The sequence below is a fragment of the Clostridioides sp. ZZV14-6009 genome, from assembly GCF_020658095.1.
Classification (GTDB): Bacteria; Bacillota; Clostridia; order Peptostreptococcales; family Peptostreptococcaceae; genus Clostridioides.
Genome location: NZ_JAGWDG010000019.1, coordinates 40,131 through 55,401 on the forward strand (window position 1 = coordinate 40,131; position 15,271 = coordinate 55,401).

The 15,271-nt window shown below is 25.8% G+C and carries 18 protein-coding genes; 8 read left to right on the forward strand and 10 right to left on the reverse strand.

Annotation, left to right across the window (positions count from 1 at the left end):
• The first annotated feature begins 465 nt into the window (after positions 1–465).
• The 3 genes from KGF36_RS17470 (at position 466) to KGF36_RS17480 (ending at position 3,235) form a co-directional block, all read left to right on the forward strand.
• Positions 466–1,680: a replication initiation protein gene (locus KGF36_RS17470; RefSeq protein ID WP_227437176.1), complete on the forward strand. Its 1,215-nt coding sequence runs from the start codon at positions 466–468 to the stop codon at positions 1,678–1,680.
• Positions 1,681–1,883: 203 nt separating this feature from the next.
• Complete coding sequence (locus KGF36_RS17475; protein ID WP_227829910.1) at positions 1,884–2,033, forward strand: type I toxin-antitoxin system toxin; 150 nt, start codon at positions 1,884–1,886, stop codon at positions 2,031–2,033.
• An 818-nt stretch (positions 2,034–2,851) separates the two neighbouring features.
• Entirely contained in the window at positions 2,852–3,235 is a 384-nt protein-coding gene (locus tag KGF36_RS17480; RefSeq protein ID WP_227829911.1) for a hypothetical protein, read from the forward strand.
• Between the two features lie 249 nt (positions 3,236–3,484).
• On the opposite strand, the gene KGF36_RS17485 is transcribed toward KGF36_RS17480, so the two are convergent.
• Positions 3,485–3,796, reverse strand: coding sequence for a hypothetical protein (locus KGF36_RS17485; RefSeq protein ID WP_227829912.1), 312 nt, complete (start codon positions 3,794–3,796; stop codon positions 3,485–3,487).
• Between the two features lie 45 nt (positions 3,797–3,841).
• Positions 3,842–4,354: a nitroreductase family protein gene (locus KGF36_RS17490; protein ID WP_227829913.1), complete on the reverse strand. Its 513-nt coding sequence runs from the start codon at positions 4,352–4,354 to the stop codon at positions 3,842–3,844.
• A 291-nt stretch (positions 4,355–4,645) separates the two neighbouring features.
• Between KGF36_RS17490 and KGF36_RS17495 the strand changes: the two genes are divergently transcribed.
• The 5 genes from KGF36_RS17495 to KGF36_RS17515 all read left to right on the forward strand — a co-directional run bounded on the left by KGF36_RS17495 (position 4,646) and on the right by KGF36_RS17515 (position 8,319).
• Complete coding sequence (locus tag KGF36_RS17495; RefSeq protein WP_227437164.1) at positions 4,646–5,188, forward strand: RNA polymerase sigma factor; 543 nt, start codon at positions 4,646–4,648, stop codon at positions 5,186–5,188.
• Positions 5,181–5,885, forward strand: coding sequence for a DUF4367 domain-containing protein (locus tag KGF36_RS17500; protein ID WP_227437162.1), 705 nt, complete (start codon positions 5,181–5,183; stop codon positions 5,883–5,885). Before KGF36_RS17495 ends, KGF36_RS17500 begins: the two co-directional genes overlap by 8 nt.
• Positions 5,886–6,337: 452 nt before the next feature.
• Positions 6,338–6,781 (forward strand): hypothetical protein, encoded by a 444-nt coding sequence (locus tag KGF36_RS17505; RefSeq protein WP_227437160.1) that lies wholly within the window; start codon positions 6,338–6,340, stop codon positions 6,779–6,781.
• Positions 6,782–7,147: 366 nt separating this feature from the next.
• Positions 7,148–7,954 carry a ParA family protein gene (locus KGF36_RS17510; RefSeq protein ID WP_227829914.1) on the forward strand — a complete coding sequence of 269 codons (807 nt, stop codon included), beginning with the start codon at positions 7,148–7,150 and terminating at the stop codon, positions 7,952–7,954.
• On the forward strand, positions 7,954–8,319 hold the full coding sequence (locus KGF36_RS17515; protein ID WP_227829915.1) for a hypothetical protein: 366 nt from the start codon (positions 7,954–7,956) through the stop codon (positions 8,317–8,319). Before KGF36_RS17510 ends, KGF36_RS17515 begins: the two co-directional genes overlap by 1 nt.
• A 114-nt stretch (positions 8,320–8,433) precedes the next feature.
• Here KGF36_RS17515 and KGF36_RS17520 read toward each other — a convergent pair whose 3' ends face one another.
• The 8 genes from KGF36_RS17520 to KGF36_RS17555 all read right to left on the reverse strand — a co-directional run bounded on the left by KGF36_RS17520 (position 8,434) and on the right by KGF36_RS17555 (position 15,259).
• Positions 8,434–9,234: an N-acetylmuramoyl-L-alanine amidase gene (locus tag KGF36_RS17520; RefSeq protein WP_227829916.1), complete on the reverse strand. Its 801-nt coding sequence runs from the start codon at positions 9,232–9,234 to the stop codon at positions 8,434–8,436.
• A complete protein-coding gene (locus tag KGF36_RS17525) occupies positions 9,234–9,500 on the reverse strand; it encodes a hypothetical protein (RefSeq protein WP_021382756.1) in 267 nt (88 codons plus the stop codon). The genes KGF36_RS17520 and KGF36_RS17525 overlap by 1 nt, the downstream gene beginning before the upstream one ends.
• Before the next feature lie 121 nt (positions 9,501–9,621).
• On the reverse strand, positions 9,622–11,415 hold the full coding sequence (locus KGF36_RS17530) for a hypothetical protein (protein WP_227829917.1): 1,794 nt from the start codon (positions 11,413–11,415) through the stop codon (positions 9,622–9,624).
• Between the two features lie 327 nt (positions 11,416–11,742).
• Positions 11,743–13,398, reverse strand: a complete 1,656-nt coding sequence (locus KGF36_RS17535) for a glycine rich domain-containing protein (RefSeq protein WP_227829918.1) — start codon at positions 13,396–13,398, stop codon at positions 11,743–11,745.
• A 128-nt stretch (positions 13,399–13,526) separates the two neighbouring features.
• Positions 13,527–13,664: an XkdX family protein gene (locus KGF36_RS17540; protein WP_227829919.1), complete on the reverse strand. Its 138-nt coding sequence runs from the start codon at positions 13,662–13,664 to the stop codon at positions 13,527–13,529.
• A gap of 1 nt (position 13,665) precedes the next feature.
• Positions 13,666–13,989: a hypothetical protein gene (locus KGF36_RS17545; protein WP_227829920.1), complete on the reverse strand. Its 324-nt coding sequence runs from the start codon at positions 13,987–13,989 to the stop codon at positions 13,666–13,668.
• A complete protein-coding gene (locus tag KGF36_RS17550; protein ID WP_227829921.1) occupies positions 13,990–15,030 on the reverse strand; it encodes a hypothetical protein in 1,041 nt (346 codons plus the stop codon).
• Positions 15,031–15,043: 13 nt separating this feature from the next.
• Positions 15,044–15,259 (reverse strand): hypothetical protein, encoded by a 216-nt coding sequence (locus tag KGF36_RS17555; RefSeq protein WP_227829922.1) that lies wholly within the window; start codon positions 15,257–15,259, stop codon positions 15,044–15,046.
• Between the last annotated feature and the right edge of the window lie 12 nt (positions 15,260–15,271).

A 15,271-nucleotide genomic window follows, 5' to 3' on the forward strand; every position in this document is an offset into this window, starting at 1 on the left:
CAGAGGTCGAACGACGAGTATTTGGGAATTTACGACGAGTATTTGGGAGTTTAACGACGAGTGTTTGGGAATTTACGACGAGTATTTGGGAATTTAACGACGAGTGTTTGGGAATTTAACGACGAGTGTTTGGGAATTTAACAACGAGCATTTGGGAGTTTTTAATGACGAGTGTTTGGGAATTTATTAATTTGAGATAAAAGCATAAAAAATAAAATCTTTGTAGATATAAAAAATAAAAAGTCTTATAAAACCTTTAAATTTCAATATTTTGGTATATTTTAAGATAAACTTTTAATAATTAATTTCAAATAAATTATTTCAAAAAATGAAGAAACGAGCATTTGGGAAAATAAAAACGAAAAATAATATATTTTTCGTGAAAAATAGGTTAATATATAGCTGTAACTAAAAATGTATTATTGTTTTATTAGAAACTAAAGAAGGAGGCATGTATTAAGATATATGGGTAATGTAAAAAGAGTTATTTATAATAAATATGATAAAAAAGAAATATTTAAAGACTACAATAGTCTTGTAAAACACAATAATCTTATACAAGGAAAATATACTCTTTCTGCTTCTGAACAGAAATTTGTTTATAAGCTTTTTGAAATAATTCAAAAGAGGAATTATTCTTCAAGAGAGATCTCTTTCAAATTCGATACTATATACAAAGACTATAGTGGAATAGTAGATAAGAATATAACTAAACAGGAGTTTAAAAATCTAATTGAAGGAATCCAAAACAATCAACCTCGTGTAATTATAGGAGATCAGTTTATAAGAACTCAATGGTACGCTATAAAAGGGGATTTGGATTATAACGAAATAACTCTAATAATAGACGAGCATATATTTAAATACATACAAGCAATAGAGGAAAATTTTACTAAATTAGATTTTGCAAGTATTTATTCTTTTACAACTTTTTTTGCTATGCGAATTTATGAGTTATTAAAACAATGGAGTGGGACAAGGCAAGGAATAGTTTTTAAATTAGATTACTTTAAAGAACTTCTAGAAATACAAGATAAATACAAAAGATATTATGATCTTGATAAATATGTATTAAAAAAGAGTACAGAACAGATTAATGAGAAGTCAGATATATTTGTTGAATATAAACCAATAAGAAAAGGTAGAAGTGTTGAATCAATAGAATTTTCCATAAGAGAGAAAAAGGAAAATATAGAAACATCATATGAAAATAAAGAAGATGTTATTGAAAAAAGGCTTGAAAATAAAAATATAAACTTAAATAAAAAAGAGTTTTTTATACCAGAAGAAATCTCTCTGAGTGATAAACTGAAAAATCTATTTAAGATAGAATTTGGAGAATACAATTTTAGTGAACCAAAATATTATAAACTATTATTAGAAGCAGAAGAAATTGCTTTAAAAAAGGACAACTCTTCTAAAATAGTTGCAACAAATTATGAATTATTTTCTTCGATTTTAAGAAATAAAATATCTTACTTAAAAGCAAAAGAAAATGCAATTGAAGTAGAACTTATAGAAATGAGTTTAACCGAGGAACAGTTAGAAGAAATGCAAATACTTGATATGAATCCTGTTACTTTTCTTGAAAGAATAATTAAACCTGATGAGAAAAAATACAAGGCATTCAAAGTAGTCTATGATAAATGTGAAAAAGAAAAAGATAGAATAACTTTTTAAACAAGTTATATTTTAATTTATTAATTAAATTATATAATAAATTAAAATAAAATTGATATATAACTTATTAATCATTATTAAAATGAAGTTAGTTAGGTACCAAATTATGGTATAATAAATTTTAGCAGAATAAAATATATAATCTATAGAGTGGAGTTCATACGAACGAAAGATATAGCCTCCAGAAGAAAGGAGGTGTTGGTATGAATGAATTTTTACTTAATGTAATTGCTGGCATTATTGCTAGTTGGATATTTTACTTAATTAGTAAAATATTTGCGAAAGTAAAAAGCCACTCTGTGCGAAAGAGTGGCTGGGAATTTGATTTAAAAATCAAATTCCGCAAAAAATAGTTTTAATTTTAAAATTATGAACTCCACTTTACTGCTAAATAGATTGTAGTTCTTCTTGCTTTTATTATATCACAAAATTAATAAGAAGATACAATTTTACATAATTTTAAAATTCACATAAAAAAATCAAGATTACTTATAATAATTGTAACTTTAATATAATATAAATTGTAATAGAGTTCGTTTTTGTATCTAACAAAAAACAAGAGGTATTAACCTCTTATTTTTTTATGATTTTTTTTATAATACATTATAATCATCACTATATATAAAGTTAAAAGTGTTCCAAACATAAATATCTCTAATTGAAGTTGACCATAAACAATACTGAATAAATTATGTGAAATCATTAATAAAACTTGTGGGATTTGTATGATTATTATCAAAAACATGCCTATAATCAAAGATATTATATGAAAACTCTCTTTTTTTATAAAAAACTTATATATAAATAATGCAAATATTAAAAAATAAACTAATATAAAAACCATAACTTGAAGTTTATTAATATTAAATCTTATTATCTGCTCATGTAATAATGAGTTAAAAAACATAGATATTAATATTATAATTGGATAAATAATAAGAAACATATCATTGAATATATTTTTTTTATTCATAATCATCAACAACCTTCAAAATTTTAATAATATGTTTAAAATAACTTTTTTATTGGAAAATACCCCTTTTTTAAATTATATCATAGACTTCATTGTAATAAAATAAAAAAGTGAAAATATTTAGAATATTAAGAAAAATATTAGAAATAAGTCATTTTAATGATATAATACAAGTAATTATTTAAAGGAGGGATTGATATGGTAAAAAAACTTTTTTTAGGTATTTTTATAGTTTTTGCAATCTCTATATTTTTTATATTTAGTAAAACAGATGATGAAAATATTTTTATTGGAGAGTCTGAACATTGGACAGCTAAGTTTGTGACTACTGAAGAACGATCAGAATTAGAAATAAAATATAAAGATAGTAAAAAAGTATTTGACCAAAAATTCGATTGTTCATATGAGTTTATAGATGGTAAAGATGCAGTTGTAATTGTAAATGGAGAAGTTTTAGAAGCAGGCCGAGAAAAGACAATAAAAATACAAAGATCAGGTCTTTATTCAAATAGAGAATCTAGTTATAAAGTAATTATATCTTGGAATGGAAATGAAGAAACTATAAATTTAAAGAAAAAATAGTAATTGGATGCGATGAAAAAAGATATTATAAATTTGAAAATGATTTATAATTAAAATTATTTTTAAATTAGTATAAAAATAGAATATAACTTATTATATAAGTTATATTCTATTTTTGTATGAAGTCAACTAAAAACTGAACTATATTAGAATTAATTTTATAGATAAGATAAAAAATACAATCTATAAAAGTGAAATTCATGCATGAAAGATTATTGTTAAAATTAGCAAAAATCAATTTGAAAAGGATTAATTATGCCTAGAAGATATTTTCTTTTTAACTAAGAAACTTCCAATACCCAACATATTATAAACTATTAATAAATCTATACAATTTCCCATGTTATACATTAAATTTACAGGTACTATAAATGCTATAGATGATAAAATGAATCCTAGAAGCAATTCCTTTTTGAAATCTGAATACATTATCCCTTGTATAACAAAGATGATTGGAAACAGTAAAAATAATCCAAGTAATATATTTTTTTCAGCCCGACCCCATAGAGTTATTGCAAGTATTATCATGCTTGGTAATATCATAGAAAGTATTTTCTTCATAAAAGCCCCCTTTTTACTATGTATTTTCATTTATATTACTAAATATTATCTATCTTTATATATATTTATATGTATTTTATCTTTATCAAATCTATCTATAAATTCATTTTTTTCTTCGCTATATCCTATAGATACTATGGCATAAGGTACTAATTTTGCTGGTAAATCTAGAGTTTGTCTAACCTTATTTACTACTTTATTTTTAGGAAAAACACCTATCCAACAAGCAGCTAATCCTTGATTTGTAGCTTCTAACAATAAATTCTGTGTACAAGCACCTAAATCTTGCATCCATTTACCAGGCTTCAAGAATCTATCTCTATTTCCAAGTACTACTATACATAGTGGTGCGAATTCTATATGCTTTGCTCTATGCTGTGACTCTGATAGTTCTTTTAAGAGGTATTTATCATCTACTACAATAAATTCCCATGGTTGAGCGTTTTTTGATGATGGTGCTTGCATAGCTGATTTTAGTATTTCAGTTACTTTGCTTTCTTCTACTTTTTTACCTATATAGGTTCTTATTGAACGTCTATTTTTTATAACTTCCAACATATAGATTCTCCTTTAAATAAAATTATTTATATTTATATAATATCATTACTTTAAATTCAATCTATAGATTCTATAAAAAAATAAACACCTATTTTTTTATAGAATAATAGAATTTATAAAGTAATATAAAAAATAAATTATTTTATAAGTTAATATATAATTTAAAACATGTAATATTAGTTCTAAATACAGGTATAATAATACTCTATTTAAATAGAATTATATATGCATATATGTTATAATTAGACTCTAAAATATTGATTCGAGATATTTACTTTGGAGGAATTATAAATGTTAATTTATTTATCAATGCTTGAGTTTGAAGAAGATAAAATCAAGTTTGAAAAGATATATGAAAAATATAGACAGATAATGTTTTATGTGGCCAATAAAATATTAAAGGATGATCATTTAGCAGAAGATGCTGTACATAATGCTTTTCTAAGAATAATTAAAAATATAGATAAAATTGATGAAGTAGATAGTCCAAGAACGAAGGCTTTTATCGTTATAATAGTAGAAAGGATTGCTATAGACTTTTACAGAAAAAGAAAAAGGGAAAAAGTATCTGATATTGAAGAAGAGTATAAAAACAGGGCGATAAATTTTTCTATAGAAGATAAAGTATGTGAAAGTAATTTAGCTATAGCACTTGCAAAACTTAATGAAAGTTACTTTCAAGTACTTTCTTTAAAGTTCCAGTATGGTTTTTCAAATAAAGAAATAGCAAATGCATTAAATTTAGGGGAGGAGAATGTATATAAGAGGATTCAACGTGCTAGGAAAAAATTAAAAGAAATATTAGAAGAAATGGAGGTTGGAAATATTGAGTAATAAAAAAGATGATTTTGATATTACAGATGATATGCTTCAAGAAAGTATCCCAATCGCGACAAAAATTATTCTTGACAGCCTTCCTTCAGATGATGAATTAAATCATGTTTTTTCAAAAGGTTTTGAACGAAAGATGAAAAAACTTATTAAGCAGCAAAAAAGAAGTAGTCTTACAAATAAGATTATTTTTTATTCAAAACGAACAGCTATTGTATTTTTAATAGTTTTAGCTAGTTTATTTACTATTACTATGAGTAGTGAGGCATTGCGTACACGTTTATATGAATTGGTAATAAGAGTATATGAAGATTTAACTTCTTTTGTATTTTCAAATAAGGAAAATATTGAAATCAAAAACCTTAAGATTAAAGAACCAGGATACATCCCAGAAGGATTCAAAGAAGCAGATAGGGTTGATAATTTTATGATTGCATATGAAAATGAAAAAGGTATAAGAATAGAATATACAAGTACTGAAATTGATACGAATTCTATTATATTAGATACAGAAAATGCAAAAGTTAAAGATATATTTATAAATGGGTATAAGGCAAAATATATAGAAAAAGAAACTTTCTTACAAGTATTTTGGAATGACAACAACTTTATATATCTGTTAAATGTAGATTATCAAAATAATAAGGATTTAGAATTATATAAAAATATTTTATTAAAAATGGCTAAAAGCATAAAATAATTTCTTAAGTGTCCAAAAACCATCTCTTTATTCGTTATATATTTGATGTTATAAAAATTTATAAGAAAAAGAGGTGGTTTTTATAGTTTAAAAAATGGAATGTAAGTCAAATACAAATATATCTTAGCTATTATAACTAAGACAAGACAAAGCAATAAGCCTTTTATATTAGAAAAATGATTTAAAACTCAAAGAACCTATTTATTAGTAAAACCTGATCTAAATTGGGTATTTATGATTTATTAATATAATTACAAGTTTATATATGTTTATTGGGGGATAGTTACAATATATAGTATTCTAGGTATTTATAACTATTATAGCTATGAATATCTATTTTGTAATTATGATAAAAATTTAATAAAAAATTTTATATAAGTGTCCAGAAATCACTTCTTTATTCGTTATATATTAAGTAAAAAATAATAAAAAGCAAATGAAGGGGTGATTTTATGGTTTGGAAAAAAATGATTATAAGTAGTATGTGCGCTTTAATATGTTCATCAGCAATTGCAATGCCTATATTTGCCGATGAATATAAAGACAAGAATATTGAGCAATATTCAGCTGTAGACTATATAGATGATACTATGGTAAAAATGTCTTATATTAAGTCTGGTACTTGTACTTTAAATATTTCAGGAAATACAGCGAGAGTAATCTGTTCCATTAGAGGTTCATCAAATGTGAAAAGTACATCAATTATTGCTAGGTTACAGAAAAGTAATGACAATGGAAAAACATGGTCAACAATTCAAACTTGGAATGCTTCAGGAAATAGTTCATGTACTCTTTCTAAATCAAAAACTATAGGAAGAGGATACTACAGAGTTCATTCTACAATAAAAGCAAATTCTGAAAGCAAAAATATAGTAAGTAGTGAAAAAAGATATTAAAAAAATATTGCATACATAAGATGAGGTGACTATAAATAATATATCTTGAATGGCCAATTATATTAATTCAGTCTGCTAATTTTCTATTATTAATAATAATACTTATACTTGTAATTGATATTTTTAAAAAGTAATAAACTTCAGGTAATTTTACATATAACACAAATATAAAAGGAATAGATAATATCTATTCCTTTTATATTTGTGTTATCTTTGAGTAATTGAGTAAAACTTATAAATAAATTGTTTTATAAATTATATGATAAATTATTTATAAGTTTTATATAATTTTTTTACAAAAAACCCGAATGTAGGCGGAAGTGTGATATAATATCATATATCAATAGAACTCACAGGAGGATTAAAATGAAAATAGTAAGTTTATTTAATGTAAAAGGTGGGGTTGGGAAAACGACATTAGCATATCTAATGGCTCTTAATTTATCAAAAAAAGACAAAAAAATACTTATACTTGATGGAGATACCCAAGCAAACTTTACACAATTCATATATAAAATAGTACATAATAAAAAAACAATTCTAGATGCATTTAAGGATGATATAAGTGCAGAAGAATTAATAATAAAATCTCCATTAAAAGATTATCCAAATGTAAACTTAATACCAAGTGATTTATCTTTATCTGTTTTATCAGAGTATTTAACTATAAAAACTAGTAGAGAGAAAGTTGCTTTTAAGTGGTTTAAGAAAAATATTTCTACTCTTAAAAATTATGATTATATATTAATAGATTTATCTCCTTCATATGATTTGATTGCTAGAAATTTCTTATTCATTTCAGATAGTATTATTACTCCTCTTGAATTTCAAGATATAGCAAGTATAAGAGGTTGTGAACTATTTTATCAAAAATACAATGAAGATCTAGAAGATATGGGAGAAACTAATGAGGCAAAAAGAGCAGTTGTAATAAATTCTTTTACTTCAAGAAAGTTAACTTCTGGAGATATATTTATGGATTATTTAGATAGGTTTGATAGTATAAAAAAAGATTTATCAGATGTAAAAATAAGTGAAAGCACTATAGTAAAAAATTGCGTGCTAAATAAGTTAAGTATAGATGACTATTGTAGAAAGATAAAAAAGGCTCATAAAGTTAGAGAAGAATTAAATGATTTAATAGAAGAACTTACTAATAAGGGGGTATTATAATGAGTAAATTTGAATTAGAAGAGGAAGAAATATCTATACCTAGAAAAGACTATAAAAATGAAATCAATAAAGAAATTAAAAATAAATTTAATGAACATACAGAACTTCCAGGGATAAACTTATTAGATTTAAAAGAAAATAAAAAGACTAAAAAGGGACAAGTTACATTATATATCGATGATGAGGATTTGAAAGTATTAAAGACTATAGCACACCTTAAAAAGACTACATTAAATAAAGTAATAAATGAGTTTATTAGGGCTAATGTAAGGGCAACTAAAGAGCACTTACCAGAAGAATTAAACATAGATAAGATAGCAAAAGAGTATGATAAAAGAAATAAGAATAAAGGACCTAAAAAATAAGTTGGTTTATAAAATATATATTAATGTAAATAATAACTTAAAAATAAGTTATTATTTACATTAATATAAAATGTATAATATAGCTAATAGAATACATTTTATATTAATTTGACATTATAATTTCTTTATAAATTCCAGTGCTTTATAAAGGGTATCAAATCTATCGCTTCCCTCTATCATAGTATATTTTTCTTTAGTTATATTCATTATTTTATTACATGCTTTTCCTCCTATAACATATAAATTTTCTGTTCTTCCTGGAATATAATCTTTTATATCACATATTAATATTTTTCCATTATTATATCCCCAACCAACCACAGTTGCAGGTATTTTATCAATTTCTCCATCATAAACTATTGTATGTTTATACATTTTATTTACCTCTTCGCTATCTATTTTCTTATTTAGAATACCCTCTGCTATTAATTTTGCAACTATATCTTTATGCCTAATATAATAATCTGTATCTGCTTTACTGTCTACAAAGCATACTTCTATTAATATTGCTGGTGCTTTTGTATGGCTAAGCCAATAGAGGCCTATTACATCTGATTTTGCACCTCTATTTTTAAATACAGTTGCTAATTTATCATTTACTCTATCTGCATACATTTTGCCATTACTAGTTTTATATATTGTTTCTGTACCCATTGGGTTTAGGGTTGTACTATTTGCATTGAAATGAACTTGCACTGCTAAATCTACATCTTGCTTGTTGGCTATTTGGCATTGTTCTGACAAGTAGTCATTAGAACTGTCTACTTTGTCAGTATATACAGCTACTCCTCCTCGTTTTAACCATTTAACAATTAAATCAGTTAGGATTCTATTTTCTTTTCCTTCATCTATATATCCAACTGCTCCTGTTCCTTTTCCTGTTAGGGTATGCCCTGGTACTATTGCTATTTTCATTATTTATCACCTTCTTTTTGTAGCATAACCTTTATATCTGTTACATCTTCTTTTATTTCTTCTACATCTGTTTTCATTACACCCATTTCCATAAGTAAATTTTTATTTATTTCCTGTTGTTGAGTGGATAATTCAATAAAGTTTTCTACAGTTTTTTTATACATGTCTCTATCCTCTTTTTTCTCTTGCATTGTATTTTTAAATAGTAGAGCACATAATATGCCTATTGCTCCTAGGCTACTTAATTGTGTTACTAGCTCTTCCATAATAACCTCCTTTTATATTAAAAAAGACTTAGATTCAAACTAAGTCTCTTTTATTTAATGTTTAATTGTAAAAGATTCTTTATATTTTTAAATGTAATGAATAATTAATTATATATTTATATTATCCAATAGCATAAACAGTAATAGTAGTATAATAAGTATATATAGTCTTAGTAGAAATATAAGCATGGAAAATATTTTGACCAAGGCTAATAGCTTGGTCGCTAACCAAAGAACTAAAATAAACACTAGAGTCTGAATTGTTTATATATGCATATCTCATTTCTGTTAAAGAATTATATGCACCTTCAACTTTAGCAGGTTTATAACTGTTACCTGGCAAAGTACCAGGAACACCAGTAACAAGAAAAAATTTAGGTTTAAAAGGTAAAGGAAAATACCAATGTCCTCTGCTATTACCATATCCGCCAAAATTATTAGAATCACCAGTTTCAATATATCCTGAAAATGTGTAAATTTTTAATCGACTATTTACCTCTTCTTGCAAATTACTTATAGTACCATTTAACTGGGTGATAGTATTATTTTTCTCTGTAAGTTGACTTTGCAAATCTTGCACACTAGCATCTGCTGAACTGAATGCTGTGCCTATCATCTCTCCCATTTCTATCAACGTATTATTTAATGTAGCATTTATATTTTTTAACACTAGTTTATTAATGATATGTGTTTTACTATTTATAAAGGTATTTTTCATTGTAGATACTGTACTTTCAATTTCTTGTAAGGAAGAATCATCCTGTGGTGGTTGTATCTCTTTTGATACACTTATTAACTTTTCGCTTAATCCATGCATATCTGTAGCTTTAATTTTAACTGTGTGTATTGCACTATCATTTAATGTATAATTATATGTTTTTTCTAAATACAAATCTGTGGTTATAGTTTCTTTTAATACATTATCTAAAAACACTTCTATTTTATTTAAGTTGCTATCTAAATCAGATACAATGTATTTAACTTTATTAGTGCTAATTTCATTTAATTTTATAGTAGGCAGATTATTTGTTCTAGTAAATGTGTATGTTCTTGTTATACTTATGCCATTATTGTCAGTAGCAATGATACTTATATTATTAGTAGAATCAATTGGAAGTGCTAGTATATAATCATCAGTTAGTATAAGTTCTTTTTCTCTATTTTTTTCTATATTTGTAATATTTTCTAAAATTATAGAGTTTAATTTAATAGTAACATTTACAGTATCCTGATAATCTAAATCATTAACTATATATTTTAAAGAAAATCCTCTGCTTTTATTTCCTATATCTTCGTTTATGCCACTTATAGTAGGAGGATTATTAGATTTTATGAATGTATAATTTCTATATATTGCACTTATACCATAGCCTCCGGTTACTTCTATTTTTAACTTATTATTAGAATTTAATTGCAATGCAAAAACTAGTGAATCTGGCACATTTATAGTGTACTGTGTATCCTTTACAGCTTGTTTTGTATCAAATAAAGTATCATTTAGATATGCTCTTACTGTATATGTGTAACTATCTTCATTTGTTATTGTATAATTTATATCAAACCCCTTACTTTTAGAACCTAAAGAACTGTCTACACCACTTATGCTTGGAGTTGTTGACTTATATTGACACTGTATATAGAAAGTATCAGAATCTCTAATTCCATTTATTTCTCCATTTGGAGTAAAGAAATAACCATAAGTAAGTTTATAACTATTACCTGGATATAAATCATAAACTGCCCTTTCTCCATAAATAGTTGACTTTCCATCATTTAATGAGCAACTGGTTATACGATACGAGCCATATGAATCATTTTGGTAGTCTTTTACATAATTCCAAGCATTTATAGTAGTCTTAGTAGATGGTTTTTCTACTAAAAAAAGCGATGGAACTCTTAAACCTGGATATGACATTTAATCACCTCTTTCTTAATTTATAGTTTTATTGTACATAATTTTAAAACTATAAAAATCTACAAAGTGTAGACAGAGTTTAGGAAAAATGTGAGTGAACTTATATATTTTTAGGGATAAAAGAGAACATTTATTATAATATATGTTCTCTTTTTGTAGCATTATGTTAAATTGTATATTAACTGCAGAACTTTTCGAAAACAATTATTTTATCTTTAATTCTTCTATCTCTTTATTATGATTATTTATTGTTACTTCGCGTCATTACATATTTTTTTAAAAGTTCTTTATTCATTAAAATCACCTTATTTGTACTAAAATATAAAATTAATTATAAGCCAAAGCAATCCAATTAATTTTACTACTTCCACTTCCAATGATAGGACACGTTATAGTATTACCATTTTTAAATTCGCTAAGACTCCAAAGATAAGAGGAGACTTGTCTTCCAAGTGCAGTATTTTTGGAAGAACAGAAAAAATGGCCACTATAGTAAATAGCTGTAGCATTAGTTGAGCGTGTGTCATTAGTTCCACTTTCAATACTACTATATGCAATAAATATCACAGGGTTATAAGTAATGTTACTAATTGAAATGTAACTACACTGAACAACTGTGGCATTCTCATAAGTATCAAATTTCTTATATGAAGAAGGGCTTATAAGATTTGCAGTTCCTGAATAAAGTTTCATGCTTCCTCTTAAAGAATCCTGTAAATTACTTATAGTATTGTTCTTTTCTATTAATTGATTTTGTAAATCCTGTACACTTGCATCTGAACTATCAAATGACCCCTTTATCTTTTCTGACAACTCCACTAAAGAATTATTTAAACTTGATTCAATATTCTTTAGTGATAATACATTTATTATAGAAGTTTTTCCATTTATTAAACCATGTTTCATTTCTTTAATTTTGGTTTTTATGTCTTGTAAACTTGCATCATCACATAAAGGCATTATATACTTACTTATACTTAATACCTTTTCTGCTATAACATTAGTACTATCTGTAACAACTATTTTAAGTGTGTGCAGCGCATTATCTTCCAATGTATAGTTAATTGTTTTCTCTATTGTTAAATCTGTTGTGATAGTTTCTTTTAATACATCATCAATAAATACTTCAATTTTAGTTAATAATGCAGGGTCTGTGTGGTTTGCTTTAAATATTACTGTAGTGGAATTATATGAGGATATGTTCAAAAATGGTAATGCTTGGATTAATGTTATTCTAGCATAGCCATTAGACATAGATGTATTACCTCCAATACTCATGGTAGTATTTTCAAAATAATACTCAGATGTTGGTGTATACCCTTTTGGTTTATAACTGTCTTTAGTTAAGATATATCCGCTACCACCAGAAGCAGATATATAAGCAGAGCTACGACCACCTGCACCACCATACCATCCTCCTCCTCCTCCAAAAAAACAGTTTGAATAATTAGAGCCACCGCCTAATCCAAATGAACCATCATATTCAGAAGAAGAACCCCTACCACCATCATATTGAGTAGCTCCTGGCGTATATTCACCACCAGAACCACCACCATTACCTCCTTTTAGACCACCACCAGAACTATCTTTCTCACTTTTGTTATAAGCAGCATTAGCGCCAGCACCACCTGCTACAATAATACGAGAAAATAGTCCTTGTTCATTATCCCAAGAACCACCAACTAGCCTTATATCAGTAGCACCACCACCACAAGAATAACCTCCAGAACCACCACCATTAAATAAACGAGATTGACTATTAACGGATTCTCCACTTCTGCCTACATAAACATATAATAAAGTATCTTTTTTTAATGTAATTTCCCCCACAGAGTAACCACCTTTTGGCTTATATGTTGGTGTAAAGTCCGCTCTTGATGTATAGCCACCACTAGCCCCATAGCACTGAATTCTATATTTACCAGGTTTCAATGTAACACTTTGTTCACTTCCTGTATAATTAAATTCATAAACTGTTGCCATTTAATCCACCTCTTTCTTAATTTATAGTTTCATTGTACCTAATTTTAAAACTATAAATGTCTGCAAAGTGTATATGAAGTGTAGGCAAAATGTTAATTAATTTATATATTTTTAGAAATAAAAAAAGACTATGCTATATAGTCCTCTCCTACAATTTCTTTATATTCTGTTGCTGTTATCTTAGTCTTTGCAACTGCTGTTTTAACTTGATCTTTAGTCCAATTCCCATTGCTATAGAAATCTGTTATTATCTTATACCAATTCATATTATATCACCCCATTTGACATTAATTGAAATGTTAAATCTGCTATTGTTTGTTCTGTAGAATTTACTTTATTAATTAAGTTTTCTTTTTCAAGCTCTTCTTTACTTTTTACTATTAATTCATATTTGTAGTGCGTTTCTTTTGTTAATGTATTTACGTATAAAGTAGAGTAATACCCTTCTCTAAGTTCTTCTTGCATAATATTATCTACTAGTATTCCTTGCTTTAATTCCTCACTAGACAAATCAGAAGGTGTATAGTTTATCAATCCAACTTTTTTTACATCTATATAATTTGTATTACTTAAATTACCTAAAAAAATCAATTAAAACATCTCCCTTTTCACATAGAATTTTTTTGTTAATGCCAGCCTTGCTATAGTGCCATTATCAATATTACCATTAATATAAATATTATAATTTTTATAAATTATATTTGGAGAACCATACCCCTCAAACTCATATGAGTTTAGCTCGCTTAAATTACTTGAAAACTTTACTATTTTTGAGTGTTCAAGTTCATATCGACTCTTTGTTGCATAAATATAATTACTATCATTATCTAGACCTATCAAATATTTATATTTATCATCTGATAATTTTATTTGCAAACTTAAATTTGAAGTATATTTATTAAGATAGCCTTCGCCTAGGTAACCTGTAAGACCTCGATTACAAGAAACATAAACTTCGTTATTTAATAACATAATTTTACGTGCTCCATTACTATCACGTAAAATTGCTGATGCAATTTTCTGAGTTAAATTATGATTTAATAAATATATAGATGCTATGTCAGAACTATCTTGTACTAATACATATATACCTGCACTATTTACTTTTATATTTCCAACTGCTGAAAAACTTTTTATAGAAAGAGGAATACAATCTTTAGTTAAGTTTATACTAAATAAATTTGAAGAAGCATTGATTAGTATCATAGTAGCTGTACTATTTTTATAGCAATATAAAATATTATTATAAAAATACATATTGTCAACAAAATTATTAGTTATAGTTCTATTTACAGCTCCAGTTTTTTTATTAATTTGATATATGTTTTCTGTTGTAGAAGCATAAATATAATCTTCACTAATACAGAAACATTTAAAAATAGGATAACTTATTGAGAAAATAACATTAAAATTTAAATCTGTTTTTACTAATTTCGATGCTTTTAATACATAGATATAACTATCATCATAAAGAATATTTATAATACTGCTTGAGTCATTGAAATTCGTTTTTTTATCAACTACTGTAATTGCATTATCATATATTACCTTATTTTCTTCAATTTCCTTTGCAGTATTTTCTAGACTATCCATTATTTCCTTCAAACTGCTATTTTCATTTAATTTTGCCATCATTCACTCTCCTTCACAAAAACATATCTGTTAATGTATTCGCTATTGATATTCCTCTTACTTTTTGACCATTTATTTCTGCATTAAGATTATTTTGTTTGTCAGCTAATTCTTTTAAAGCATATTCTACATTATCACTTATAAAATTATTCTCTATATCTTCGATAGTTACTTTCTTTGCTTCTAAAACAAGATTTCTAACTTTGTTAACTAACTCTTTAAAAGTCAATTAAATCACCTC